At 71.3% G+C, this 25230-nt stretch carries 17 protein-coding genes and 2 pseudogenes; 14 read left to right on the top strand and 5 right to left on the bottom strand.

Annotation, left to right across the window (positions count from 1 at the left end; translation table 11 throughout):
- Positions 1-139: 139 nt before the first annotated feature.
- A complete protein-coding gene (betA, locus tag QF030_RS05005) occupies positions 140-1825 on the top strand; it encodes a choline dehydrogenase (protein WP_307161425.1) in 1686 nt (561 codons plus the stop codon).
- Positions 1826-1876: 51 nt separating this feature from the next.
- A pseudogene (locus QF030_RS05000) lies at positions 1877-2050 on the top strand (5,10-methylenetetrahydrofolate reductase); the annotation flags it as partial.
- A gap of 130 nt (positions 2051-2180) precedes the next feature.
- Here QF030_RS05000 and purU read toward each other — a convergent pair.
- The gene (gene purU / locus QF030_RS04995; RefSeq protein ID WP_307161424.1) at positions 2181-3062 is read right to left on the bottom strand and encodes a formyltetrahydrofolate deformylase; all 882 of its coding nucleotides are present in this window, start codon (positions 3060-3062) and stop codon (positions 2181-2183) included.
- Between the two features lie 219 nt (positions 3063-3281).
- On the opposite strand from purU, the gene QF030_RS04990 reads away from it, so the two are divergent.
- From QF030_RS04990 to QF030_RS04945, 10 genes and pseudogenes are all read left to right on the top strand, one after another.
- Positions 3282-4751 (top strand): aldehyde dehydrogenase family protein, encoded by a 1470-nt coding sequence (locus tag QF030_RS04990; protein WP_307161423.1) that lies wholly within the window; start codon positions 3282-3284, stop codon positions 4749-4751.
- A gap of 20 nt (positions 4752-4771) precedes the next feature.
- Positions 4772-5861: pseudogene (locus QF030_RS04985) on the top strand (quaternary amine ABC transporter ATP-binding protein).
- The gene (locus QF030_RS04980) at positions 5861-7834 is read left to right on the top strand and encodes an ABC transporter permease (protein ID WP_307161422.1); all 1974 of its coding nucleotides are present in this window, start codon (positions 5861-5863) and stop codon (positions 7832-7834) included. The pseudogene QF030_RS04985 and the gene QF030_RS04980 overlap by 1 nt, the downstream one beginning before the upstream one ends.
- A gap of 11 nt (positions 7835-7845) precedes the next feature.
- Positions 7846-8832 carry an ABC transporter substrate-binding protein gene (locus tag QF030_RS04975; protein WP_307161421.1) on the top strand — a complete coding sequence of 329 codons (987 nt, stop codon included), beginning with the start codon at positions 7846-7848 and terminating at the stop codon, positions 8830-8832.
- Positions 8833-9038: 206 nt separating this feature from the next.
- Positions 9039-11477 (top strand): GcvT family protein, encoded by a 2439-nt coding sequence (locus tag QF030_RS04970; RefSeq protein WP_307161420.1) that lies wholly within the window; start codon positions 9039-9041, stop codon positions 11475-11477.
- Positions 11470-11604: a hypothetical protein gene (locus tag QF030_RS04965; RefSeq protein WP_307161419.1), complete on the top strand. Its 135-nt coding sequence runs from the start codon at positions 11470-11472 to the stop codon at positions 11602-11604. Before QF030_RS04970 ends, QF030_RS04965 begins: the two co-directional genes overlap by 8 nt.
- On the top strand, positions 11601-12833 hold the full coding sequence (locus tag QF030_RS04960; RefSeq protein WP_307161418.1) for a sarcosine oxidase subunit beta family protein: 1233 nt from the start codon (positions 11601-11603) through the stop codon (positions 12831-12833). The genes QF030_RS04965 and QF030_RS04960 overlap by 4 nt, the downstream gene beginning before the upstream one ends.
- An 11-nt stretch (positions 12834-12844) precedes the next feature.
- Positions 12845-16141, top strand: a complete 3297-nt coding sequence (locus QF030_RS04955; protein ID WP_307161417.1) for a sarcosine oxidase subunit delta family protein — start codon at positions 12845-12847, stop codon at positions 16139-16141.
- On the top strand, positions 16134-16736 hold the full coding sequence (locus tag QF030_RS04950; protein ID WP_307161416.1) for a sarcosine oxidase subunit gamma: 603 nt from the start codon (positions 16134-16136) through the stop codon (positions 16734-16736). Before QF030_RS04955 ends, QF030_RS04950 begins: the two co-directional genes overlap by 8 nt.
- Before the next feature lie 257 nt (positions 16737-16993).
- Complete coding sequence (locus tag QF030_RS04945; RefSeq protein WP_307161415.1) at positions 16994-17566, top strand: peptidase inhibitor family I36 protein; 573 nt, start codon at positions 16994-16996, stop codon at positions 17564-17566.
- A gap of 70 nt (positions 17567-17636) precedes the next feature.
- Here the strand turns inward: QF030_RS04945 and QF030_RS04940 are convergent, their stop codons facing one another.
- The 3 genes from QF030_RS04940 to QF030_RS04930 all read right to left on the bottom strand — a co-directional run bounded on the left by QF030_RS04940 (position 17637) and on the right by QF030_RS04930 (position 22076).
- Positions 17637-18815 (bottom strand): spore photoproduct lyase family protein, encoded by a 1179-nt coding sequence (locus QF030_RS04940; RefSeq protein WP_307161414.1) that lies wholly within the window; start codon positions 18813-18815, stop codon positions 17637-17639.
- 119 nt (positions 18816-18934) lie between these two features.
- A complete protein-coding gene (locus QF030_RS04935) occupies positions 18935-20746 on the bottom strand; it encodes a serine/threonine-protein kinase (protein ID WP_307161413.1) in 1812 nt (603 codons plus the stop codon).
- Positions 20747-21098: 352 nt separating this feature from the next.
- Positions 21099-22076: a quinone oxidoreductase family protein gene (locus tag QF030_RS04930; RefSeq protein WP_307161412.1), complete on the bottom strand. Its 978-nt coding sequence runs from the start codon at positions 22074-22076 to the stop codon at positions 21099-21101.
- A gap of 137 nt (positions 22077-22213) precedes the next feature.
- Between QF030_RS04930 and QF030_RS04925 the strand changes: the two genes are divergently transcribed.
- Together QF030_RS04925 and lexA are read left to right on the top strand one after the other, a co-directional pair.
- On the top strand, positions 22214-22567 hold the full coding sequence (locus tag QF030_RS04925; protein ID WP_307161411.1) for an ArsR/SmtB family transcription factor: 354 nt from the start codon (positions 22214-22216) through the stop codon (positions 22565-22567).
- 395 nt (positions 22568-22962) lie between these two features.
- Positions 22963-23634, top strand: a complete 672-nt coding sequence (gene lexA, locus QF030_RS04920) for a transcriptional repressor LexA (protein WP_307161410.1) — start codon at positions 22963-22965, stop codon at positions 23632-23634.
- Positions 23635-23665: 31 nt separating this feature from the next.
- Here the strand turns inward: lexA and QF030_RS04915 are convergent, their stop codons facing one another.
- Positions 23666-25228, bottom strand: coding sequence for a DUF4139 domain-containing protein (locus QF030_RS04915; RefSeq protein WP_307161409.1), 1563 nt, complete (start codon positions 25226-25228; stop codon positions 23666-23668).
- Positions 25229-25230: the final 2 nt, after the last annotated feature.

The raw sequence follows: 25230 nt of genomic DNA, 5'->3' as shown, positions 1-25230 counted from the left end.
CGCGCAGTAAACAACACGGCGGCAAGCAATCCAGCGGAAACAAAGGCCCTTCAAGTTGCGTTGTTCGCAACCTGGTGCGCATGACGCTACCTCCATTACCATGCCTCGCGTATCTACGGCGCGAGCGAGACGAGGCACCATGGCTCCCCTGCAATACGACTTCGTCATCGTCGGCGGCGGATCGGCCGGCAGCGCACTGGCGAACAGACTCTCCGCGGACCCGGCGAACCGGGTGCTGGTGCTGGAGGCCGGTCGCTCCGACTACCCGTGGGACGTCTTCATCCATATGCCCGCGGCCCTGACCTACCCGATCGGCAGCCGGTTCTACGACTGGAAGTACGAGTCCGAGCCCGAGCCCCACATGGGGGGCCGGCGCGTCTACCACGCCCGCGGCAAGGTGCTGGGCGGCTCCAGCAGCATCAACGGCATGATCTTCCAGCGCGGCAACCCGATGGACTACGAGCGCTGGGCGGCCGACCCCGGGATGGAGACCTGGGACTACGCGCACTGTCTGCCCTACTTCCGGCGCATGGAGAACTGTCTGGCCGCCGACCCGGACGACGAGTTCCGCGGCCACGACGGACCCCTCGTCCTCGAACGCGGCCCCGCGACGAACCCGCTCTTCGGCGCCTTCCTCGAGGCCACCCGGGAAGCGGGCTACCCGCCCACCGACGACGTCAACGGCTTCCGGCAGGAGGGGTTCGCCAAGTTCGACCGCAACGTCCACCGCGGACGTCGCCTGTCGGCCTCGAAGGCGTATCTCAAGCCCGTCAGAAAGCGGCCCAACCTCACGGTCAGGACCCGCGCCCTCGTCACGCGGGTGCTCTTCGAGGGCAAGCGGGCCGTCGGCGTCGAGTACCGGCGCGGCAAGGGTGCGCCCCGGCAGGTCCGCGCCGCGGAAGTCATCCTGTGCGGCGGCGCGATCAACTCCCCGCAACTGCTCCAGCTCTCCGGGGTCGGCAACGCGGAGGAACTGGGCGCCCTCGGCGTCGACGTCGTCCACGACCTTCCCGGCGTCGGCGAGAACATGCAGGACCATCTGGAGGTCTACGTCCAGTACGCCTGTAGGCAACCGGTCTCCATGCAGCCGTACATGGCCAAGTGGCGGGCCCCCTTCATCGGGCTCCAGTGGCTCTTCCGCAAGGGGCCCGCCGCGACCAACCACTTCGAGGCCGGCGGCTTCGCCCGCAGCAACGAGGACGTGGACTACCCCAACCTGATGTTCCACTTCCTGCCGATCGCGGTCCGCTACGACGGCTCCTCGCCGGCCGGTGGCCACGGCTACCAGGTACACGTGGGCCCCATGTACTCCGACGCCGTCGGCTCGGTGAAGATCAAGAGCACGGATCCGCGCGAACACCCGGCGCTCCGCTTCAACTACCTCTCCACCGAACAGGACCGTCGTGAGTGGGTCGAGGCGATCCGCGTGGCCCGCAAGCTCCTCGACCAGCCCGCGCTCGCCCCCTACAACGACGGGGAGATCTCGCCCGGCCGGGAGGTGGCGACGGACGAGGAGATCCTCGCCTGGGTCGCGAAGGAGGGCGAGACCGCCCTGCACCCGTCCTGCACCTGCAAGATGGGCACCGACGAGATGTCCGTCGTCGACCCCACCAGCATGCGCGTGCACGGCCTGGAGGGGCTGCGCGTGGTGGACGCCTCGGTGATGCCGTACGTCACCAACGGCAACATCTACGCGCCGGTGATGATGATCGCGGAGAAGGCCGCCGACCTGATCCTCGGCAAGGAGCCGCAGCCGCCGTCGAAGGCCGTGTACTACCGGCACCGTGACGACCGGCGCCGTGACGGCCGGCAGCAGGTCCGGTAGACGTTGGCCGGCTCAGGACCGAGGGCGCTGCCGGACGGCGTCCGCTAAGAGGTGCTGCCCACGAAGGAGGCCGAGGACAAGGTGCTCGCCCATGTCCCGCGCGAGGTCGTCGTCACCGTGACGGCGTCGCCGGTCAAGGGCCTGGAACCGACCCTCGTACTCGCCACCCGCCTCGCTGCGCGGGGATACCGCGTCGTCCCGCACGTGTCCGCGCGGCTGCTGCGGGCGAGGGGCACGCCGAGACGGAACGGTGGCGCCGCGCCGTGCCGGAGCGGCTGGACGGCTGACGAGGTTCGTATACGGAAAGGGGGGCGGGGCCGGAGCTCCGGCCCCGCCCCCCTCGTGCGAGGACCGCTCAGCGGAAGACCACCGTGCGGTTGCCGTACACCATGACGCGGCTCTCGCTGTGCCACTTGACGGCATGCGCGAGCACCTGCGCCTCCACGTCCCGGCCGACCGTGACCAGGTCGCCGGGGTCGAGCGAGTGATCCACCCTGACCACGTCCTGCTCGATGATCTGCCCCTCGTCCAGGTCCGGGGTCACATAGTGCGCCGTCGCGCCGACGAGCTTCACGCCACGGTCGTAGGCCTGGCCGTAGGGTCGTGCGCCCTTGAAGCTGGGGAGGAAGGAGTGGTGGATGTTGATGGCGCGACCCTCGAGCTGCTTGCAGAGGTCGTCGGAGAGGACCTGCATGTAGCGGGCCAGCACCACCAGGTCGACGTCCAGTTCCCGCACCAGCTCCAGCAGGCGCGCCTCGGCCGCGGCCTTGGTGTCCGTGGTGACGGGTATGTGGTGGAAGGGGATGCCGTACGTCTGCGCCAGGCCCTCGAAGTCCCGGTGGTTGGAGACGATCGCCGGTATCTCGATGGCGAGCGCGCCGGTGCGTTGGCGGAAGAGCAGATCGTTGAGGCAGTGGCCGAACCTGGACACCATGATCAGCGTCCGGGTCGGCGTCGACGCCTCGCTCAGGGACCACGTGATGCGGTACGCCTCGGCGACGGGCCCGAATCGGCTACGCAGTGTTCTCACCGTGGCGTCCGGGTCGGAAACGTCGAAGTGAACCCTCATGAAGAAGCGGCCCTGAAGCCGGTCGTCGAACTGCTGGCTTTCCAGGATGTTGCCGGAGTTCCTGACGAGGAAGCCGCTCACGGCGTGGACCAGACCGGCGCTGTCGGGACAGGAGAGGGTGAGGACGAACTCACGACCGGGCTGCGGACGAGGGTACTCAGGGGACACAGCGACCTCCGGCGGTGCGTAATACACAACAAGGTGAGCGATACGCAACATGGTCGATCCGGCGCCGCTTTCGGTCAAGGGTGGCCGCACAAGTGCCCGCCCGGCGAAATCGTCATCGGCCAAACCCTTGACGCAGGTTGGTGGCGTTCGTCAAGGTGTTCCATCACGAGCAATTGAATGCATGATGCGCAACGTATTTCGGCTGAAGGGCATGGGCGCGTGGCAGACCTGTATGTGGCTGGGGAATGGCGGGACCCGTCGGCCGGCGGGCGCCGCGAGATCCGCTGCCCCGCCGACGGGTCCCTCACCGCGATCGTCTCGGAAGGGACGCGCCCCGACACCGAGGCGGCGATCGCCGCCGCCCGCCGCGCGTTCGACGAGGGACCCTGGCCGCGCACCGCCGAGCGGGAGCGCGGCGCGCTGCTGCTGCGCACCGCCGAAATCATCGAGCGCGATGCCAAGGAGTTCGCCCGCGCGGAGTCGCTGGACACCGGAAAACGGCTGGTGGAGAGCGAGTACGACATCGCCGACGTCGTCTCCTGCTTCCGCTACTACGGCGGGATCGGCGGCACCGACGGCGGCCGGGTGATCGACACCGGCCGCGACGACGCCGTCAGCCGCGTCGTCTACGAGCCGATCGGCGTGTGCGGGCTGATCACACCCTGGAACTATCCGCTGCTGCAAGCGAGTTGGAAGGTCGCCCCGGCCCTGCTGGCCGGCAACACGATCATCCTCAAGCCCAGTGAACTCACTCCCTCCACCTCGATCCTGCTGATGAAGGCGCTGGCGGAGGCCGGACTTCCGGCCGGCGCCGCCAACCTCGTCCTGGGCGCCGGGCCCGAGGCCGGCGCCCCGCTCTCCGAGCATCCCGCCGTCGACATGGTCTCCTTCACCGGCGGCCTGGAGACCGGCAGACGGATCATGGCCACCGCGGCGGCGACCGTGAAAAAGGTGGCGCTGGAACTCGGCGGCAAGAACCCCGATGTGATCTTCGCCGACGCCGACTTCGAGACGGCCGTGGACTTCGCTCTCACGGCCGTCTTTCTGCATTCCGGACAGGTCTGCTCGGCCGGCGCCCGGCTGATCGTGGAGGACTCGCTGCACGACCGGCTCGTCGACGAGATCGTCCGCCGCGCCCGGCGGATCCGTCTCGGCGGGCCCTTCGACCCCGAGGCCGAGACCGGAGCGCTGATCTCCGCGCGGCACCGGGAGAAGGTCGAGGCGTACGTCGCGGCGGGCCTCGCCGAGGGCGCGGTGCTGCGCTGCGGCGGGGAACGGCCCGGCGACCCGGCCCTGGCCGACGGCTTCTACTACCCGCCGACCGTCCTCGACGAGTGCCGGCAGGACATGCGCGTCGTGCACGAGGAGTCCTTCGGGCCCGTGCTCACCGTCGAGCGCTTCACCGACGAGGACGACGCCGTGCGGATCGCCAACGACACCGAGTACGGCCTGGCCGGTGCCGTGTGGACGCAGGACGCCGGCAAGGCCCAGCGGGTGGCCCGGCGGCTGCGCCACGGAACGGTGTGGATCAACGACTACCACCCCTACGTGCCGCAGGCGGAATGGGGTGGCTTCGGGCATTCGGGCGTGGGCCGGGAGCTGGGACCGACCGGCCTGAACGAGTACCGGGAGCCCAAACACATCTGGCAGAACATCCAACCCCGGCCGCAGCACTGGTTCCGCGGCTGAATGCCGAAGAGAGGTCGATCATGACCCCAACGCAGACCGAGGTGCCGCAGCGGCGCGGCGCGCCCGAGGATTCGGACGGTACTCCGGTCATATCCGTGCGCCGGCTGTGGAAGGTGTTCGGGCCGAAGGCCGACCAGGTACCCGACTCGGAGGAGCTGTGCGGCCTCACCCGCCGTGAGCTGATGGACCGTACCGGCTGCACCGCCGCCGTGCGTGACGTGAACTTCGACGTCCGCAAGGGCGAGGTGTTCGTCGTGATGGGGCTGTCCGGTTCGGGCAAGTCCACGCTGGTGCGATGTCTGACCCGGCTGATCGAACCCTCCACCGGCGAGCTCGTCTTCGAGGGCGAGGACATCCGCGCCGCGGACGCCAAACGCCTGCGCGAGCTGCGGCGCCGCAAATTCTCCATGGTCTTCCAGCACTTCGGGCTGCTGCCCCACCGCCGCGTCGTCGACAACGTGGCCTTCGGCCTGGAGATCCGCGGCATGAGCAGGGCCGAACGCGGCAAGCGGGCCCTGGAGGTCGTCGAACTGGTCGGGCTCGCCGGGTACGAGAACTCCTACCCCGACCAGCTCTCGGGCGGTATGCAGCAGCGCGTCGGCCTCGCCCGGGCGCTGGCCGGGAACCCGGACGTGCTCTTCTTTCGACGAGCCCTTCTCGGCGCTCGACCCGATGATCCGCCGGGACATGCAGAACGAGGTCGTCCGGCTGCACCACGAGGTCGGCAAGACCATGGTGTTCATCACCCACGACCTCTCCGAGGCGCTCAAGCTGGGCGACCGCATCCTCATCATGCGCGACGGCAAGACGGTCCAGTGCGGCACCGGCGACGAGCTGGTGGGCGCCCCGGCCGACGACTACGTACGCGAGTTCGTCAAGGACGTGCCGCGCGCCGATGTGCTCACCCTGCGGTGGATCATGCGCCCGGCGGAGCCCGACGACGCTCTGGACGGTCCCGAGCTGGGCCCGGACGTCGTGGTGAAGGAGGCCACCCGGGCCGTGCTGGCGGCGGACCGGCCGGTCAAGGTCGTGGAAGACGGCAAGCTGCTCGGCATCGTCGGCGACGAGGAGATCCTCGCGGTGGTCGCCGGGCACGAGGGCGGGGCGTGATGGCCGTCGCCCTGGAGAAGTCCGCCCCCCTGGCCGGCGTGCGCAAGGTCCGCCGGCGCACGGTGGCGGCCGCGATCCTGGTGGCCTGGCTGCTCCTCTTCGTCGTCCTGCGCGGACAGCAGACGCTGACCCTGGCGGCGGCGGACCTCACCGGCCTGCACCGGTGGTTCAACGACGTCAACGACTCCATCGGCGCGGACCGCAACTCCAACCCGCTGTTCCTCTACTTCTTCAACGAGATCCGCCTGGTCATCGACAACCTGGTGACCTTCATCCAGCACCTGATCTCACAGCCGTCCGCAGGCCGTCCCCTTCCGCAGATCGGCTGGCTCGGCGTCGTCGCCGTCGTGGGCTACGTCTCCTGGGCCGTCGGCAACTGGCGGGTCGCCCTGCTGGCCGTGGCGGGCTTCACCTTCCTCGGCCTGCAGGGTCTGTGGCAGGAAAGCATGGACACCCTGTCGCTCACCCTCTCCGCGGTCTTCGTGGCGCTGCTGTTCGCGATCCCGCTGGGCGTGTGGGCGGGGCTGTCGGACCGGGTCGACCGGATCGTGACGCCCTTTCTGGACTTCATGCAGACGATGCCGACCTTCGTCTACCTCGCCCCGCTGACCCTGTTCTTCCTGATCGGCGGGGCCTCCGCCACGATCGCCACCGTGATCTACGCGGCGCCGCCCGCGATCCGCATCACCGCGCACGCCATCCGTTCCGTGCCGCAGGCCACCGTAGAGGCCGCCGAATCGCTGGGCGCGACCCGGCGGCAGGCACTGCTGAAGGTCCTGCTGCCCATGTCCAAGCGGACCGTGGTGATGGGCGTCAACCAGTCGATCATGGCAGCCCTGGCCATGGTGACCATCGCCGCCCTGATCGACGCGCCCGGCCTCGGCAAGACCGTCGTCCAGGCACTCCAGTCGCTCGACGTGGGGACGGCCTTCAACGCGGGGCTCGCCATCGTCGTCATGGCGATCGTCCTCGACCGGGTCACCACCGCGGCCAGTGCCCGCGCGGAAACGGCACGGCGTTCGAACCATCGCCTCCTCGGATGGCGCAGACCGCTGCTGGGCGCGGGCGCGGTGGTCACGGTCGTCCTCGTCTACCTGTCGCACACCTATCTGTGGGCGGCGGAGTTCCCCGGTGACGGCGGCGTCGGCAGCTCCGTCGCGAGCGCGGCGGACTCGGCGACCGGCTGGGCGCAGGACGACCTGTCGGGCCTGACCAACGCCTTCCGGGACGGCGTCACCAACGGCCTGCTCAACCCGTTCCAGTCGCTGCTCACCGACTCCCCGTGGTGGCTCGTGAGCGTGGTGCTGATCGCGCTGGGCGCCGTGCTCGGTGGCCTGCGGGCAGGCGTCACCACGGCCGTCTGCCTGGGTCTGCTGGTCGGCACCGGCCTGTGGTCGGACGCCATGACGACGCTGGCGTCGACCCTCGTGGCGACGGTGCTGGTCATGCTGCTCGGCGTGGTCCTCGGGGTGTGGATGGGGCGCAGTCCGCTCGTGGACCGGCTGCTGCGGCCCACCCTGGACGCTGCGCAGGTCATGCCGCCGTTCGTCTATCTCGTGCCGTTCCTGGCGCTGTTCGGCGCGACCCGCTTCACGGCCATCGTCGCCGCGATCGTCTACGCGGCGCCGGTCGCCATCAAGATCGTCGCCGACGGGGTGCGGGCCGTGCCCGAGACCACCGTCGAGGCGGCCACGTCCGCCGGGTGCAACACCTGGCAGATCATCACCAAGGTCCAACTGCCGATGTCACGCGGTGCCCTGACGCTCGCGACCAACCAGGGCCTGATCTACGTGCTGTCGATGGTTGTGGTGGGCGGCCTCGTGGGAGCGGGCGCCCTCGGCTACGACGTCGTGGCCGGTTTCTCGCAGGGGCAGCTGTACGGGAAGGGGCTCGCGGCGGGACTCGCCATCGTCCTTCTCGGAGTCATGTTCGACCGGATCACCCAGGCAGCGGCGCGACGCGCGAGCGCATAAGGAGCACCAGCATGGCCACACGAGTACGACAGCGGAGAACCGGCATGGCCGGCGCAGCCGTCGCGACCGTCATCGGGCTGACCCTGACCGCCTGCGGCGGCGCGAAGGTCGGTGACGACTCCGCGGATCCGGGCGGCTCCGGCAGCTCGGGCAAGTGCGGCACCTTCAACCTCGCGGTCAACCCGTGGGTGGGTTACGAGGCGGACGCCGCGGTCGTCGCCTATGTCGCGCAGCACGACCTCGGCTGCACGGTCGACAAGAAGGACCTGAAGGAGGAGATCGCCTGGCAGGGCTTCGGGACCGGCGAGGTCGACGCCGTCCTGGAGAACTGGGGCCACGACGATCTGAAGAAGAAGTACATCACCCAGCAGAAGACCGCCGTGGCGGCCGGCTCCACCGGCAACGAGGGCATCATCGGCTGGTACGTGCCGCCGTGGCTGGCCAAGGCGCACCCGGACATCACCGACTGGAAGAACCTCGACAAGTACGCGGCGAACTTCAAGACCTCCGAGTCCGGCGGCAAGGGTCAACTCCTGGACGGGGACCCGTCGTACGTCACCAACGACGAGGCGCTGGTGAAGAACCTGAAGCTGGACTTCAAGGTGGTGTACGCGGGCAGCGAGACCGCGCTCATCCAGTCCTTCCGCAAGGCGGAGAAGAACAAGGAATGGGTGATCGGCTACTTCTACGAGCCGCAGTGGTTCCTGTCCGAGGTGCCGTTGGTGAAGGTCGAACTGCCCGCCTACATGACGGGATGCGACGCCGACGCGGCGAAGATCGCCTGTGACTATCCGGTCTACGACCTGGACAAGATCGTCAGCGCCCGGTTCGCGAAGTCCGGCAGCCCGGCCTACGACCTGGTGAAGAAGTTCCACTGGACGAACGACGACCAGAACACCGTGGCCAAGTACATCGCGGTGGACAAGCTGTCGCCGGACGCGGCGGCCAAGAAGTGGGTGGAGGCCAACCGCGACAAGGTCGACGCCTGGATCAAGTAGCCGACGTCGCAAGGCGGTCCGAGATGCCCGGCGGGCGGTGTGCACCTGTGTGCGCCGCCCGCCGGGCATCGCCGCGTTCCGGGCTGTTTCCCGACGTCACCGGACCCCTTGACACCCTCTGTCCGCGACGGGCACATTGAGTTGCGCAACCTGAACCATGTTGCGCACAAAGCAACTCGACTGGTTTTCGATCCGGAGGTGCGGCGATGGCGGGACCCCGAGTGGTGATCATCGGAGCGGGCGTCGTGGGAGCGGCACTCGCGGACGAGATCTCCGCGCGCGGCTGGACCGAAGTGACCGTGGTCGACCAGGGCCCGCTCCCCGCGACCGGCGGCTCCACGTCGCACGCCCCGGGCCTGGTCTTCCAGACGAACTCCTCCAAGACCATGACCGAACTCGCCCGCTACACCGTCGAGAAGTTCTGCTCCCTCGACGTCGACGGCAAGCCCTGCTTCCTCCAGGTCGGCGGCCTCGAAGTGGCCACCACCCCCGAGCGCCTCACGGAACTGCACCGCCGCCACGGCTGGATCACCGCCTGGGGCGTCGAGGCGCGCCTGCTGAGCGCCGACGAGTGCGTCGAGCGGCACCCGCTGGTCGACCCGGACCGGGTCCTCGGCGGCCTCCTCGTCCCGACCGACGGGATCGCCAAGGCCGTCCTCGCCGTCGAGGCGCAGATCCGCCGGGCCACCGAGCGCGGCGTCACCTTCCTGGCCCGCCACGAAGTGCTCGACGTGCAGCGGAGCGAGGGCCGGGTGACCGGAGTCCTCACCGACCGCGGCGAGATCGCGGCCGACATCGTGGTGTGCTGCGCCGGCATCTGGGGCCCGAGGATCGCCCGCATGGCCGGCATGAACCTCCCGCTCACCCCGCTCGCCCACCAGCTCGCCTGGACCGGCCCGGTCCCGGCGCTCGCGGGCCAGACGGAGGAGGCGGTGCGGCCGATCCTGCGCCACCAGGACGCCGACCTCTACTACCGCGACCGCTTCGACGGCATCGGCATCGGCTCCTACGGTCACCGCCCGATGCCCGTCGCGGCCGACGACATCCTCTCCGTCGACGAGGCGGACGGCATGCCGTCCGTCCTGAAGTTCACCGAGGACGACTTCGCCGACGCCTGGACCGAGACCCGGTCCCTGCTCCCCGCGACGAAGGAGGCCAGGATCGAGGAGGGCGTCAACGGCCTGTTCTCCTTCACCACCGACAACTTCCCGCTGCTGGGCGAGTCCCCGGACGTCAAGGGCTTCTGGGTGGCCGAGGCGGTCTGGGTCACCCACTCGGCGGGCGTCGGCCGGGCCATGGCCGAATGGCTCGTGGACGGGTTCTGCTCCTCCTTCGACCTGCACGAGTGCGACGTCAACCGCTTCGAGCCGCACCAGCTGTCCCCGGAGTACGTCCTGGCCCGCGACTGCCGCAACTTCGCCGAGGTGTACGACATCCTCCACCCCCTCCAGCCCTCCGGAGACCCGCGTCCGATCCGTACGAGCCCCTTCTTCGTCCGCCAGCAGGAGCACGGCGCGTTCTTCCTGGAGGCGAACGGCTGGGAGCGCCCGCAGTGGTACGAGGCCAACGCCGGGCTCGTCCAGGGCCGCAACATCCCCACCCCCGACGACTGGGCGGCGCGGTACTGGTCGCCCGTCGTCGGCGCCGAGGCACAGGCCACCCGCGAGACCGTCGCGATGTACGACATGACGGCCCTCAAGCGGCTCGAGGTCGGCGGCCGGGGCGCCGCGGACTTCCTGGAGGCGCTGACCACCGGCAAGGTCGCCAAATCGGTCGGCTCGGTGACGTACACCCTGCTCCTGGACCACGACGGCGGCATCCGCAGCGACATCACCGTCGCCCGCCTGGCCCGTGACCTCTTCCAGGTCGGCGCCAACGGCAACCTGGACCTCGACTGGTTCACCCGCCGGCTCCCCGCCGACGGCACCGTCCAGGTGCGCGACATCACCCCCGGAACCTGCTGCATCGGCCTGTGGGGCCCACTGGCCCGCAAGGTCCTCCAGCCGCTGACGGACGAGGACTTCTCGAACGACGGCCTGAAGTACTTCCGCGCCAAGCGTGCCCACATCGGCTCGGTGCCGGTCACCGCGATGCGGCTGTCGTACGTCGGCGAACTCGGCTGGGAGCTCTACACCACCGCCGACCAGGGCCTGAAGCTGTGGGACACCCTCTGGCACGCGGCCGAGCCGCTCGGCGGCGTCATCGCCGGCCGCGGCGCCTTCAACAGCCTCCGCCTGGAGAAGGGTTACCGCTCCTTCGGTACCGACATGACCTTCGAGCACGACCCCTACGAGGCCGGCGTCGGCTTCGCCGTCAAGCTCGACCAGGGCGACTTCGTCGGCAAGGCCGCCCTGGAGCGCCGCAGGGAAGACGTCCGGCGCAGGCTCACCTGTCTCACCATCGACGACCCGGGTTCGGTCGTCCTGGGCAAGGAGCCGGTCTACGACGGCGACCGCCCGGTCGGCCATGTCACCAGCGCGGCCTACGGCTACACGATCGGCAAGGGCATCGCCTACGCCTGGCTCCCCGCCGAACTCGCCGTCCCCGGGACAGCGCTCCACATCGGTTACTTCGACCAGCGGGTGGCGGCGGTCGTGGCCGAGGAGCCGCTGTTCGACCCGACGATGTCCCGCCTCCGTGGCTGAGCGGGCAGCCGACGTGCTCGCGCCCGTCCTGCCGCCCGAGCCGCATCTCGCCGCGTGCGCCCGCACCGGCGCCCGCGGGGCCGAGCACCCGTATCCGCACCTCTCGTATGACGGAGCCGTCCGATGAGCCCCAGCACCCCCGGCGCCGACCTCCCCGACCACCCCGACCGGCTCTGGCGCAACCCCGAGCCCAAGCGGTCGTACGACGTGATCGTCGTCGGTGGCGGCGGTCACGGCCTGGCCACCGCCCACTACCTGGCGAGGAACCACGGCATCACCGACGTCGCGGTGTTGGAGAAGGGCTGGCTGGGCGGCGGCAACATGGCCCGCAACACCACGATCATCCGCTCCAACTACCTGTGGGACGCGAGCGCCGGCATCTACGAGCACGCCCTCAAACTCTGGGAAGGGCTGGCCGAAGAGCTCGACTACCCGATCCTCTTCTCACAGCGTGGCGTGCTCAACCTCGCCCACAGCCTCCAGGACGTCCGGGACAGCGTGCGCCGCGTCGAGGCCAACCGGCTCAACGGCGTCGACGCCGAGTGGCTCGACGCCGAGCAGGTCAAAGAGGTCTGCCCCATCGTCAACATCTCCCCGGACGTGCGCTACCCGGTTCTCGGCGGCACCTACCAGCCGCGCGCCGGCATCGCCAAGCACGACTACGTCGCCTGGGGCTTCGCCCGCTCCGCGGACGCCGCCGGCATCGACATCATCCAGAACTGCGAGGTCACGGGCCTTGACGTGGTCGGCGGCCGGGTGGTCGGCGTACAGACCACCCGGGGACCCATCGCCGCGGGCAAGGTGGCCCTGTGCTCCGCAGGCCACACCTCGGTCCTCGCGGCCATGGCCGGCATCGAACTCCCCCTCCAGAGCCACCCCTTGCAGGCCCTGGTCTCCGAACTCCTGGAGCCGGTCCACCCCACCGTGGTCATGTCCAACGCCGTCCACGTGTACGTCAGCCAGGCGCACAAGGGCGAGCTGGTGATGGGCGCCGGCATCGACGCGTACAACTCCTACACCCAGCGCGGCGCCTTCCACATCATCGAAGAGCAGATGTCCGCCGCCCTGGAACTCTTCCCGGTCTTCGCCCGTGCCCATGTGCTGCGCACCTGGGGCGGCATCGTCGACGTCAGCCCGGACGCCTCGCCGATCGTCGGCCTCGGCCCGGTCGGCAACCTCTACCTCAACTGCGGTTGGGGCACGGGAGGTTTCAAGGCCACTCCGGGCGTCGGGTGGGTCTACGCCCACACCATCGCCCACGACACACCCCATCCCCTCAACGCCCCCTTCTCGCTCGACCGTTTCACCACCGGCGCGCTCGTCGACGAGCACGGCGCGGCCGCGGTGGCCCACTAGGGAGCCGAACGATGCTGCTCATTTCCTGCCCGTGGTGCGGGCCCCGCGACGAGGCCGAGTTCCACTACGGCGGCCAGGCGCACGTCCCTCACCCCGAGGACCCCGCCGCCCTCACCGACGAGGAGTGGGCGCGCTACCTCTTCTTCCGGGACAACCCCAAGGGCCCCTTCGCCGAACGCTGGAGCCACGCGGCGGGCTGCCGCAAGTGGTTCAACGCGGTACGGGACACGTCGACGAACCAGATCCTGGCGGTGTACAGAGCGGGGGAGACACGCCCGACCATCACGGAGCCCGGACCGCCCGCTCCCGATCCCCGTCCGGTCACGACGGTCACCGGCCCGGCCGTTCCAGCCCGTCCGGTCACGGTGGATTCCGGTCCGGCCCTTCCCGCCCGTCCGGCGCCCGAGGATGAGAACGAGGCCCCTTCAGGGACCGACGGGGGCCTGGGGGCCGAGCCCGCTGCGCGGCTCAGGAGCCGTCCGCACCGCCTCGCCGACGGTGGCCGAATCGACCGCGACACCCCCCTCACGTTCACCTTCGACGGCACCGACCACCAGGGCTACCGAGGCGACACCCTCGCCTCCGCGCTCCTCGCCGACGGCGTCATCGCGACGGCGACCAGCATCAGACTGGGCCGACCCCGCGGGATCTTCTCCGCCGGCGTGGAGGAACCCAACGCCGTCGTCCAGATCGAGGAGCCCTTCCCCGAGCCGATGCTCCCCGCGACGACGGTCGAGCTGTACGACGGTCTCGTCGCGACGAGCCTCTCCGGTCAGGGCCGGCTGGCCACCGCACCGGACCCCGCCCGCTACGACGCCGTACACGCCCACTGCGACCTGCTGGTCGTCGGCGCGGGCCCGGCCGGCCTCGCGGCCGCCGCGGCGGCCGCGAGGAGCGGCGCCCGCGTCATCCTCGCCGACGACCAGCCGGAACCCGGCGGCAGTCTGCTCGGCACCGGCGACCACCTCGACTGGGTGGAGGCGACGCGCGCACGGCTCGAAGCCGCCCCCGAGGTCCGCGTCCTGCCGCGCACCACCGTCTTCGGCCACTACGACGACAACCACCTCCTCGCCGTCGAGCGCCGCACCGGCCACCTCGGCGCCGAGGCCCCCCAGCAGGTCTCCCGCGAGCGGGGCTGGCGGATCCGCGCCCGGCGCGTCGTCCTCGCGACCGGCGCCCACGAACGCTCGCTGGCCTTCGGCGACAACGACCGCCCCGGCGTGATGCTGGCCGCCTCGGCCCGGACGTACCTGCACCGGTACGCGGTGCTGCCCGGCCGGCACGCGGTCGTGTTCACCACCAACGACAGTGCCTACGCCGCCGCACTCGACCTGGCGGCGGCGGGCGTGGCCATCGCGGCGATCGTCGACACCCGGGCCGAGCCGGGGGAGTGGGCCGAGCGCGCCCGGTCCGCCGGGATCGAGGTGCTGGCCGGGCATGCGGTCACGGACACGGCGGGCGGGACTCGCCTCACCGCCGTGACGGTCGCCCCGTACGGTGAGCCCGAGGCGCGACAAGCGGCCCTGCCGCGCCGGGAGTTCGCCGTGGATCTGCTCCTGGTCTCCGGCGGCTGGAACCCCGTGGCGCATCTGTTCAGCCAGGCGGGCGGCAAGCTCCGCCACGACGAGGTGCTCGGCACGTTCGTTCCCGACAGCTGCCGGCAGGCGGTGGAGGCCGTGGGCGGCGCCTGCGGGGTCTTCGATCTCGCCGCGGCCCTCGCACAGGGCGCCGCGGCCGGCGCCCGCGCGGTCGAGGCGGAGGGGTACCCCGCCGAGACGCCGCCCCTTCCGGCCGTCGTCACCCCGCCGCACACCCCGCCCATGCAGGTGTTCGCCGTCCCCACGTCCACCGGAGCCCCCCGGTTCGTCGACCTCCAGCGCGATGTCACGGTCGACGACCTGACGCGGGCGACCGGGGCGGGCCTGCGCTCGGTCGAGCACACCAAGCGCTACACCACGGCCGGCACCGCCAACGACCAGGGCAAGACGGGCGGCGTGCTGGCGAGCGGGATCGTCGCCGAACTCCTCGGGGTGGACGTCTCGGCGCTCGGTCTGCCCACGTTCCGGCCGCCGTACGTCCCCGTCTCCTTCGCCGCCCTCGCCGGCCGCGACCGAGGCGTGCTGTCCGACCCGGTCCGCACGACCGCCGTCCACGCGTGGCATGTCGAGCACGGCGCCCTGTTCGAGAACGTCGGCCAGTGGAAACGGCCCTGGTACTACCCGCGGGACGGCGAGGACATGCGGGCGGCCGTCCTGAGGGAATGCGCCGCCGCCCGCGAGGGCGTCGCCCTCATGGACGCCTCCACCCTCGGCAAGATCGACGTACAGGGTCCGGACGCCGCCGTCTTCCTCGACCGGCTCTACACCAACATGATCGGTACGCTGAAGGTCGGCATGATCCGCTACGGCGTCATGTGCCGCCTGGACGGCATGATCTTCGACGACGGAACGGTCATCCGTCTCGCCCGGGACCGCTTCCTGGTCACCACCACCACGGGCAACGCGGCCGCGGTACTGGACTGGATGGAGGAGTGGCTCCAGACCGAGTGGCCCGAACTCCGCGTCCACTGCACCTCGGTCACCGAGCAGTGGGCGACCGTCGCCCTCGTCGGTCCGCGTTCCCGCGAGGTCCTCGGCTCGCTCGCGCCCGGGCTGGCCGTCTCCAACGACGACTTCCCGTTCATGGCGTGGCGGGACACGACGGTCGCGGGCATCGGGGCCAGGGTGTGCCGGATCAGCTTCTCCGGCGAACTCGCCTACGAGATCAACGTGTCCCCGTGGGAGGCCCTCGCCCTGTGGGAGGCGCTGTACGAGGCGGGCGCGCCGTACGGCATCACGCCCTACGGCACGGAGGCCATGCACGTCCTGCGGGCCGAGAAGGGCTACCCGATCATCGGCCAGGACAGCGACGGCACGGTCACCCCGCAGGACCTCGGGATGGGCTGGGCGGTGTCGAAGAAGAAGCCCGACTTCATCGGCAAGCGCTCGTACGCCCGAGCCGACACCGTCCGCGCCGACCGCAAGCACCTGGTGGGCCTGCTGCCGCAGGACCCGGAGACGTTGCTGCCCGAGGGAACCCACCTGGTCGCCGACAGCGTGCTGCCCGCGCCGCCCGTCCCGATGCTCGGCCATGTCACCTCCAGCTACCGCAGTGCCGCCCTCGGCCGGACCTTCGCGCTCGCCCTGGTCAAGGGCGGCCGGGACCGTATCGGTGAACGTCTGTACGCCCCCGTGGGCGACCGGCTGGTTCCGGTGACGGTGGCGAGCCCCGTCCTCTACGACCCCGAGGGAGCCCGTCGCGATGGCTGACACCGCTTCGACCGCACGGCGGCGCAGCCCTCTGGCGCATGCCGCCGACCGCCTCGCCGCCGCGACACGCTCTTCCGGGGGCGCCATCCGCCTGGCCGAACTCCCCTTCCTGACCCAGCTCAACGTCCGCCTCGACGCCAAGAGCCCGGCGGCGGACGCCGTCGGACTCGCCCTGGGGCTCCAACTGCCCCTGGAACCCGACACCGTCGTGCGCGGCGGGGAGTTGCGCGCGGCGTGGCTCGGCCCCGACGAGTGGCTGGTGGCGGGCCTTCCCGGCTCTCAGCGGGAGCTGGAGAGCCGGATCCGCTCGGCGGCCGGGGGCGTCCCGCTGTCCGTCACGGACGTCTCCGCCCAGCGCACCACCGTCCTGGTCGGCGGACCGCGCGCCCGGGACCTGCTGGCCCACGGCTGCCGGCTGGATCTCCACCCGCGCGCCTTCGGCCCCGGCCGGTGCGCCCAGACGACGCTGGCCCGCACCCAGGTCGTCCTGGTGGCCCGTGACGAGCCCAGGGCGGGGTTCTGGGTGCTGGTTCGCTCCTCCTTCGCCGACCACCTGACCAACTGGCTGCTGGACGCGGCCGTGGAGTACGGGTGACCGGGCAAGGGCGACCCCGCCCGGGTGCACGGGCTCGGGCAGGCGGGCATGGAGCGACGGCCGACTGAGCGACCGCATCTGCGGCCGGCTGTGCGGTGCAGCGGCTTTCGAGCCAAAACCATGCGAGGCCGTAGGACTCCTTGACCCCACGAACCGCACCTAATAGACATGAGCATGACCAGGCCGACATTGCCGGAGTCGTTGTACCAAGGGGGACAAAGGCGCTGTCGGCCAGCAGCACCAAGCTAGGGGGAAAAGTGAAGAAAGTCAGCTCGGTCTTACTGGCCACCGCGCTCGCGGCGACCGGTGTACTGCTCGCGGGCCCGGCGTCGGCGGCTGTCACCGCGGACTCCACTGCGGGCGGTGCCGTCGCGGCCTACGGGCAGCAGAAGATCAACCTGAAGCAGGACGGCTGGGGCGCCGCGCAGAGCTGCGTGGTGTACTCCAAGTCGTCGGTGCGCTGCTTCAAGACCCACGCGGAGGCGGACAAGGCGCTCGGCTACTCCCGCGCCTCCGACCCCTTGATGATCGGCAGGACCGAAGCCCAGATCCAGGCCACACCGGCCTGCGCGAGCGGCTGGCTGTGCCTGTACCAGGACATCAACGGCGGCGGACGCCGGCTGATCTTCAGCGACTACTACTGGCACAACCTCAACGAGTACGGCTTCAGCGACCAGGCGTCGTCGTGGCGCAACAACCAGGGGTCCAGCCAGTGGGGTTGGCTGGCCCGGGACGAGGGTGGCAACGGCGGGCAGATCTCCATCAGCCCCAACACCTACAGCTCCAACCTGGGCGTGTACAACGACTGGGCGAGTTCCGTCGCCGCCTGACGTCCGACGGCACGGGTTCCACACGTGTCCGAGGGGCGGCGCCTTCCGAAGGTGCCGCCCCGCGCTCGTCTCAGAACGCGTAGCGCACCCGCAGCCAGGGGGCTCGGGCGGCGATCAGCGTACGCAGCCGGTCCACCGCCCGCGCCTTGACGGGGCTCGCGTAGCGCACGTTCAGAGCGCCGTTCTCGGAGCGCTTGGTCTCCTGCACGTCCGGTCGCCACAGGGCGTCCTCGGCGCGGGGGTGCCAGCCGAGGTTGACCTCGTGCAGCTCCCGGTTGTGCGTCAGCATGATCACCTCCGCCGCGGCCTGCCGCTTCACCCGGTCGGGCAGGACGTCGTCGAGATGCCCGAGGAGTTCGGTCCAGGCCTCCTCCCAGCCGGGGCGGACGACGACGGGGGAGAGGTTGAAGTGCACCTCGTAACCCGCGTCCAGGAAGTCCGTGGCAGCGGCGATCCGCTCGGCGACCGGTGAGGTCCGCACGTCCAGCAGCCGGGAGTCCTCCGGGGGCATCACCGAGAAACGGATGCGGGTGCGGCCACGCGGGTCCAGCGCCAGCAGGTCCGGGTTGACGAATTTGGTCGCGAAGGACGCCTTGGCGGTCGGCCACTGCCGGAAGGCGTGTACGAGATCCGCGGTGTTGTCGCAGATCAGAGCGTCCACCGAGCAGTCGCCGTTCTCGCCGATGTCGTACACCCAGGCCTCGGGGTCGCACTGGTTGGGCTCGGGTTTGGGGCCCTGCCGGGCGATGTGCCGGCCGATGTGGGCGACGATCCGGTCGATGTTGGTGAAGACGGTGATCGGGTTGGCGTACCCCTTGCGCCGCGGCACGTAGCAGTAGGCGCACGCCATCGCGCAGCCGTTCGAGGCGCCGGGCGCGATCCAGTCGGCGGAGCGCCCGTTGGGGCGCGTCTTCGGCGCCTTGCGCTCCCCGAGGACGAGCGTCTCTCCCTTGACACGCACCCAGCGCGCGACGTTCCCCTCGTTGCCGTGCAGCCCCGGGATGCCCCAGTGGGACTCGACCTCCACCAGCCGAGCCTCGGGAAACCGGGCGATGATCTGCCGTCCGCGCGGCGAGGCGGCGGCCGCGGGTTCGGCGTGGATCTCCCGTACGGGCAGCAGGCGCCGTGCGGTGTCGGAGTCGCGGAAGGACGGTCGGCCGCCGCGGGGAGGGGCGGGCTCGGGGCCGAGGGCGTCGAGCCCGAACAGGGCGTCGGAGCCGTCGTCCGAGGCGGCGGACGGGGAGTGCATGAATGTTCCGGTTCGGCTGGGGTGGGACTGAAGGGATCAAACGGATGAATCCGCACCTCCCACCTTACGGCGCAGGCCGACGGGACGCGGCGCCCCGGGCGCCGTCGGCCCGCGGCGCACTATTCGGCCGTGACGAACCGCAGACGGCGGCGGACACTCGGCGGGGCGTTCCTGCGGGCGCGGATCTCCTGGACGACGGCGGCGACGACGACCACACCCCAGGCCACCGCGAACACCCCGGTCTGCTCGTCTTGCCCGAGGGCCAGCCAGCCGACCCCCACGCCCCCCAGGGTCAGACCGGCGGCCGCCGCCAGGGGCGACAGGCGCCGGCGGCTCAGGGCGCGGAAGAGGCAGAGCGTGGCCAGGACGAGCGCGGGAGCGGCGAGGATCTCGATGGGGTCGTGGGCGGTGTAGTCGCGACCGACGTCGGCCTGCGCGGGGTCGTAACCGCCGCTGTAGTCGTCCTCGAAGAGCCGGTGGCCGGAGGAGTCGGCCGGCAGTTCGTAGTAGGCGCCGTAGGAGGAGTCGTAATAGTAGAGGGTGCTGAAGTCGCTCTCCGTGACCGAGGTGTAGCCGTAGTCGTCGACCCCGCCGCCGATCGCGACGCCGGCCGTGACCAGGGCTCCGGCCCCCCACCACAGCAGGGTCGAGGTGAAGGGAAGCCAGCGGAAGAGGACGAGCCCGAGCACCGCGGCGGCCACCCACACGTCGACCAGCTCGTCGGACGAGTCCGCGTACATGTCCTGACAGCCGAGGGCCACGACGCCGGAGACGACGAGGCCCAGCAGGGCGATGGTCCTGCCGCCGGTGAGGGCGAAACGGCGCTCGCCCGGTGCGGGCGACGGGCCGTCGCCGGTAGGCGCCGGGTACGGCGTCCGGGAACCGTCGGCGGTGCCGGGGAGGCTCCCGTCGACCGGTCCGCCGGGAGGCGGGACGGCGGGCCTGGGCGGGGCCGGCGCGGTACGGGTCTCCTGCTGTGCCAGCGCCGTGTGCCCGGGGCCCGCCGTGGTGTCGGCCTTCGTGCGCGCGGGCGGCACGGCGGGCGCGGGCGGCGCGCCGGGCGCCGGGGCGGGGGTCCTCGAGGCCGCGTCCGCCGGGGCGCTCAGCGCGGTGAGGGTCGCCGCCAGCGCCTCCCGCAGCTCCGCCGCGCTGCCGTGCCGCTGCTCACGGTCCTTCGCCAGGGTCCGGAGCACGAGGTCGTCCACCACGCCCGGGATCTGCGGGCGCAGCCGGGAGGGGGCGACCGGTTCCTGGCTGATGTGCTGGTGCATCACCGCGAAGGGCGAATCGCCGAGGAACGGCGGGCGGCCGGTGAGCAGTTCGTAGAGCAGGCAGCCCGAGGAGTACTGGTCGGAGCGGCCGTCCACCGGCCGGCCCGTGAGCTGCTCGGGTGAGAGGTAGGCGGGGGTGCCCACCGTCATACCGGTCGCGGTGAGGCGGGTGGTCGTCTCCGCGACGACCTTCGCGATCCCGAAGTCGAGTACCTTGACGCCGCCTTCGGACGTCAGCATGACGTTGGACGGCTTGATGTCGCGGTGGATCAGGCCCTGGGCGTGGCTGTGGGCGAGGGCGTCGGCGATGTCCCTGGCGACCGCCAGCGCCCGGAAGACCGAGAACGCGCCGTCGGCCAGGGCGGCGGTCAGCGTCCGCCCCTCGATGAACTCCATGACGAGGAACGGAGTCGTCTCGCCGTGGGTGGTGTCCTCGCCGACGTCGTGGAGCACGGCGACGTTCCGGTGGTTGAGCGAGGCCACGACGCGCGCCTCCCGGCGGAACCGGACGCGGAACTCCTCGTGCCGGGTGAGTTCGGGCGGCAACACCTTCACCGCGACGGTGCGGCCGAGTTCCCGGTCGGTGGCGCGCCAGACTTCGCCCATTCCCCCGCGTCCGACCGCCTCGACCAGTTCGTACCTGTTCGCGAGCACCCGCATGGCTCTGCCCCTCTAATGGCACAGGGCAGCACGACAACAGCTCGGCCGCCCGAAGGTCCGGAACAGCGGCAGACGAAAGGGCGGCACATCCTCAACTCCCCGGTGGCGGTGTGTCTTTCGCTCGACCGCCCGCTCACCCTACTGGCGGAAATCCACTCATGGGATGATCGGTGCCTTTCAGTACACATGTGCGGATGCCGCTGGTGGCCCCCGGTGCGACGAGATGGTCCACGGACTGCCGGCTCCCTTGTCGTCGGCGGTCCGTGCTCCCTTCACGCCTGCCACGGACAGCCGCCGCCGACGCGCCACCGAGACGACGTCCCGCGGCGGGCGGTCCGCGCGGTGACCGCTCTCATTCGGCCACGCGCAGCAGCAGCTTCCCCGTCGACGTACGCCCGCCCATCAGCCGGTGCGCCTCGGCCGCGTCCGCCAGCGGGAACTCGGCGGTGACCGGGAGGCTCACGGTGCCGTCGGAGACGGTGCGGAAGGCGCGGTCGGCGAGGGCGCGCAACGCCTCGGGCGCCGACTGTGCGAGCCCCAGGATGGAGAAGCCGCCGACCGAACGGCCCCGCGCGTACAGTTCGGGCTGTCCGACGTGCCACGGCTCGGCGCCACTCGCGTTGCCGAAGGACACCAGGCGTCCGAAGACGGCCAGGGCGTCGAGGCCGCGGCGCAGGGTGTCGCCGCCCACCGGGTCGAGCACCAGGTCGACCCCCTTGCCGCCGGTGGCGCGGCGGACGTCGGCGGCGAAGGAGTCGCCGGTGAACACCTCGTCGTAGCCGTGTCGGAGCGCGTGCTCGGCCTTGGCCGAGGACGACACCACGCCGTACACCGCGCCGGCGCCCGCCGCCCGGGCCAGCTGACCGGCCACGGTGCCGATGCCGCCGGCAGCGCCCTGCACCAGAACGGTCTCCCCGGCCCGCAGCCGCCCGACCTCGTGGAGCAGGGCGTAGGCGGTCGGCACCACGGTGGGCAGGGTGGCGGCGGTGCGCAGGTCCAGGCCCTCGGGGAGCGGGAAGACGGTGACGGCATCGGCGACGACGACCTCCGCGTAGGCTCCGCCGTCGACCAGCGCGGCGACCTCCTGTCCCGGCCGCAGCCCCTGGACGCCGTCGCCGACGGCCCGGATCCGTCCGGACACCTCCAGGCCGGGCCGGAACGGCAGCGAGGGCACCCGGTACCCCTCGGTGCGCGCCTTGAGATCGGCGAAGTTCACGCCCACGTAGGCGGCGTCGACGGTGACCTGGCCCGGCCCGGGCTCGGGGATGTCGGCCCGGACGACCTTCAGCACCTCGGGGGCGCCGTACTCCTGGAACTCGATCGCGCGCATGACGGATCACCGCACCCTTCGATGAGTGTTCAATGGGAAGCGAACACTGGGACTGTAAGATATCCATCGAACACTCGGCAACCGGCCGGGACGCTCCGCGAGATGTCCGTCGGGGCGGAGGTTGAGACGGGAGGGGTATGCCGAACCAGGTTGCGGGCGCCGGCCACCGGGCGGCGCCGGTGCACACGGATCCCGAGGACGTGTCCGTGCTCACCGCGCTGTCCGCGGTCTCCGACCCCGTGCGCCTCACGCTGATCCGTGAGTTGGCGGGCTCCGCCGACTGGACGCGCAGCTGCGGCAGCTTCGATGTGCCCGTCGGCAAGGCCGCGCTCAGCCACCACTTCTCGGTCCTGCGCGGCGCCGGCCTGGTCGAACAGCGTGACGAGGGCCCGAAGCGCGTCAACCGACTGCGCCGCGAGGAGTTCGAGAAGCGCTTTCCGGGGCTGCTCGCCCTGCTGCTGCGTGACGAGGGCGCCGTCGACGCCGAGTGATCGGCGGGACTCGAACGCCGCCGCCTGCCGACGGTCGCCTCCCGCAGGCGGAGCCGTGCCCTGTGCCCCGCGAAGCGCCGAAGTGCGTACCGGACGACGTCCTCGGGCGGCAGGTCGCCGAGGGGCTCCTCGCGGACGGCTTACGCCTTCCCCAGTGACCGCCGGGAGCCGGGTGCGGGTCCGCTTCGTCACCTCCTTCGCCGCCGCGCCGGAGGGCGTCGACCACCTTCTCCGGGACGTCGGCCGACGCGCCGTCTGGCCCCCCCGGAGCCGCGGAAGGAGCGCCGGGGCGCGGATCCGGGGCCCGTTGACTCCCGAGATTCGATAAGGTGTTCCATTTAAGGGGGATGACAGGTTAGGGTCATTCCGAACGATCTTGCACGGAGGTGCCCCGGATGGAGAACACCGCGTCCGCCCGCCGGGGCCGTCCCCCCGGTCCCCGGACCGCCGAAGGAGAGCTGACGAGCCGTCAGTCGGCCATCGTCCGCTACATCACGGAGTCGGTCGAGCGGCAGGGCTACCCGCCGTCGATGCGGGAGATCGGCCAGGCCGTGGAGCTGGCCAGCACGTCCTCGGTCGCCCATCAGCTGATGGCCCTCGAGCGCAAGGGCGTGCTCTACCGGGATCCGCAACGCCCCCGCGCCTACCGGGTCCGCCCCTCGTGGGCGCCCGACCTGGGCAGCAGGAACGAGACGCGGGTGGACGTGCCGCTCGTCGGGCGGATCGCGGCCGGTGCCCCGCTGCTCGCCGAGGAGATGGTCGAGGACGTCTACGCCATGCCCCGCCAAGTCGTGGGCGACGGCGATCTGTTCGCCCTGACGGTCTCCGGCGACTCCATGATCGGCGCGGCGATCTGCGACGGCGACATCGTGACCGTACGGCGTCAGGACAGCGCTGATCACGGAGACGTCGTCGCCGCGCTCCTGGACGACGAGGCCACCGTCAAGGTGCTGCGCCGGCAGGACGGGCAGGTATGGCTCATGCCCCGCAACCCGGCCTACGCCCCGATCCGTGGCGACCAGGCGCAGATCCTCGGAAAGGTCGTCGGCGTCCTGCGCCTCCTCTAGAGCGGGCGCGCCGCACTCCCCGCCCGGCGGCTCACAGCCCGGCGACCTTCGCGCTCGCCGACAGCTCGTAGACCAGGGTGACGGTGCGCCGGCCGCCGGGCGGCAGGGTCAGGCTCCAACCGGCGATGCCGTCGGCGTCGACCGTGTCGGGGGCGGGGGAGCAGGCCTCCTCGCGGAGCCGCACCTCCACCGCCGACACCTCGGAGACGGGGATCCGTTCGCGCAGGACGATGACCCGGTCGCCGTGTTCGCCGGGGGAGGAGAACCGGGACACGTGCAGGCGGACCGTGCGGGTGACCACCGTCCGCTGGGTGAGCGTGGCGGTGTCGCGGCTCTCCTCGGTGTGCCGGACGACCCGGTGGTCGTCGCGGCTGCCGTAGGCGAGTTCCACGGGAGCGTGCGGAGCGGTGAAGTCCAGTGTGCCGCGGCCGGTGAACCCGCTGCCCCGGATCAGGTCGACGGGCCCGGCGAGCAGTGCGTGGCCGGACCGGTTGTCGAAGCGTGCCACCTCGGTGACCAGCGGGGACAGTTCGGGTGCGCAGGCGTACTCGAGGCTCGCGGTCGTGGTGAACGAGGAGAGCGGCACACGGTGGGCGCGGCCGTCCGCGGGCACCGAAACCGGCGCGGGGGACTTCAGCACGCGTACCTCGTCGCCGTCGTCCAGCCCCGGCAGGCCGAGCACCGGGGCCGGACCGAGGTCCGCGACGTCCTCCTCGCGCAGCTCGACGTCGACGGTGCGGCGCTCGGCGGGGGAGCGGTCCTGCAGCGTCAGCCGGTCCTCGCCCAGCCGGGGCGGCTCGGTGGACTGTGCCGAGCGGGCCGTCGACAGCGTCAGCCGAACACCGGACCAGTCCTCGCCGGTGCGCTGCCAGACCATCGCGTCGGTCTCCAGCGTGAGGGAGTCGCCGTCGAGCAGGGCCCGGTAGGCGGGCCGCCACAGCGCACACGGGGTGAGATGGCTGAGGCGCAGGCCGGCCGGCCCGGCGGCCACGGCCTCCAGGGTGAGTTCGACATGGGCGACCAGTTCGGCGGGTCGGTCCTCGGCGAGGTCCACGGCCCGCTGCGCGTCGGCGAGTTCGGCACCGAGGGCGGTCAGCCGGGCTTCGACACTGCGCAGTTGCTCGCCGTGAGCGTCGCGCTCCTTGTCCACCCGGTCCAGCTCGCGGGTCCAGCGCAGCCCTTCGGACTCTCCCGCGCCGGCTCCTTCGCCGATCTCCCTCAGCAGATCGGCGGCCAGACGGTCCAGCGCGTCGAGTCGCGCGTGCAGCCGGTCGCGCCGCCGCCCCAGGGCGGGCAACTCCTCCTCTTCGAGGACGTGCACGCGGTGGCGCAGCGCGGAGTCGTCCTCGGCGGGCCGCGGCCCGTGCGGCGTCCAGCTCCGGACGATCCGCGCGTCCAGGACGGTCGCCGCCTGCTCGGCGGTCAGTTCGGCGTGGAGCGTACGGTCGACGGCCAGCGCGCTGACGGGCCCCAGACGCAACCGCTGTACTCCCGCCTCGAGGTCGAGCACGGTCGTGCGCTCGACATGGGCGCGGTCCTCCAGACAGGTGACGGCGGTGACGGGGACGGGAATCGGCTCCGGTGCCATGGACATGG

The organism is Streptomyces rishiriensis (genome assembly GCF_030815485.1).
GTDB lineage: Bacteria > Actinomycetota > Actinomycetes > Streptomycetales > Streptomycetaceae > Streptomyces > Streptomyces rishiriensis_A.
The sequence above is the reverse complement of the archived record's forward strand: the minus strand, read 5'-3'. Positions and strand labels throughout refer to the sequence as shown.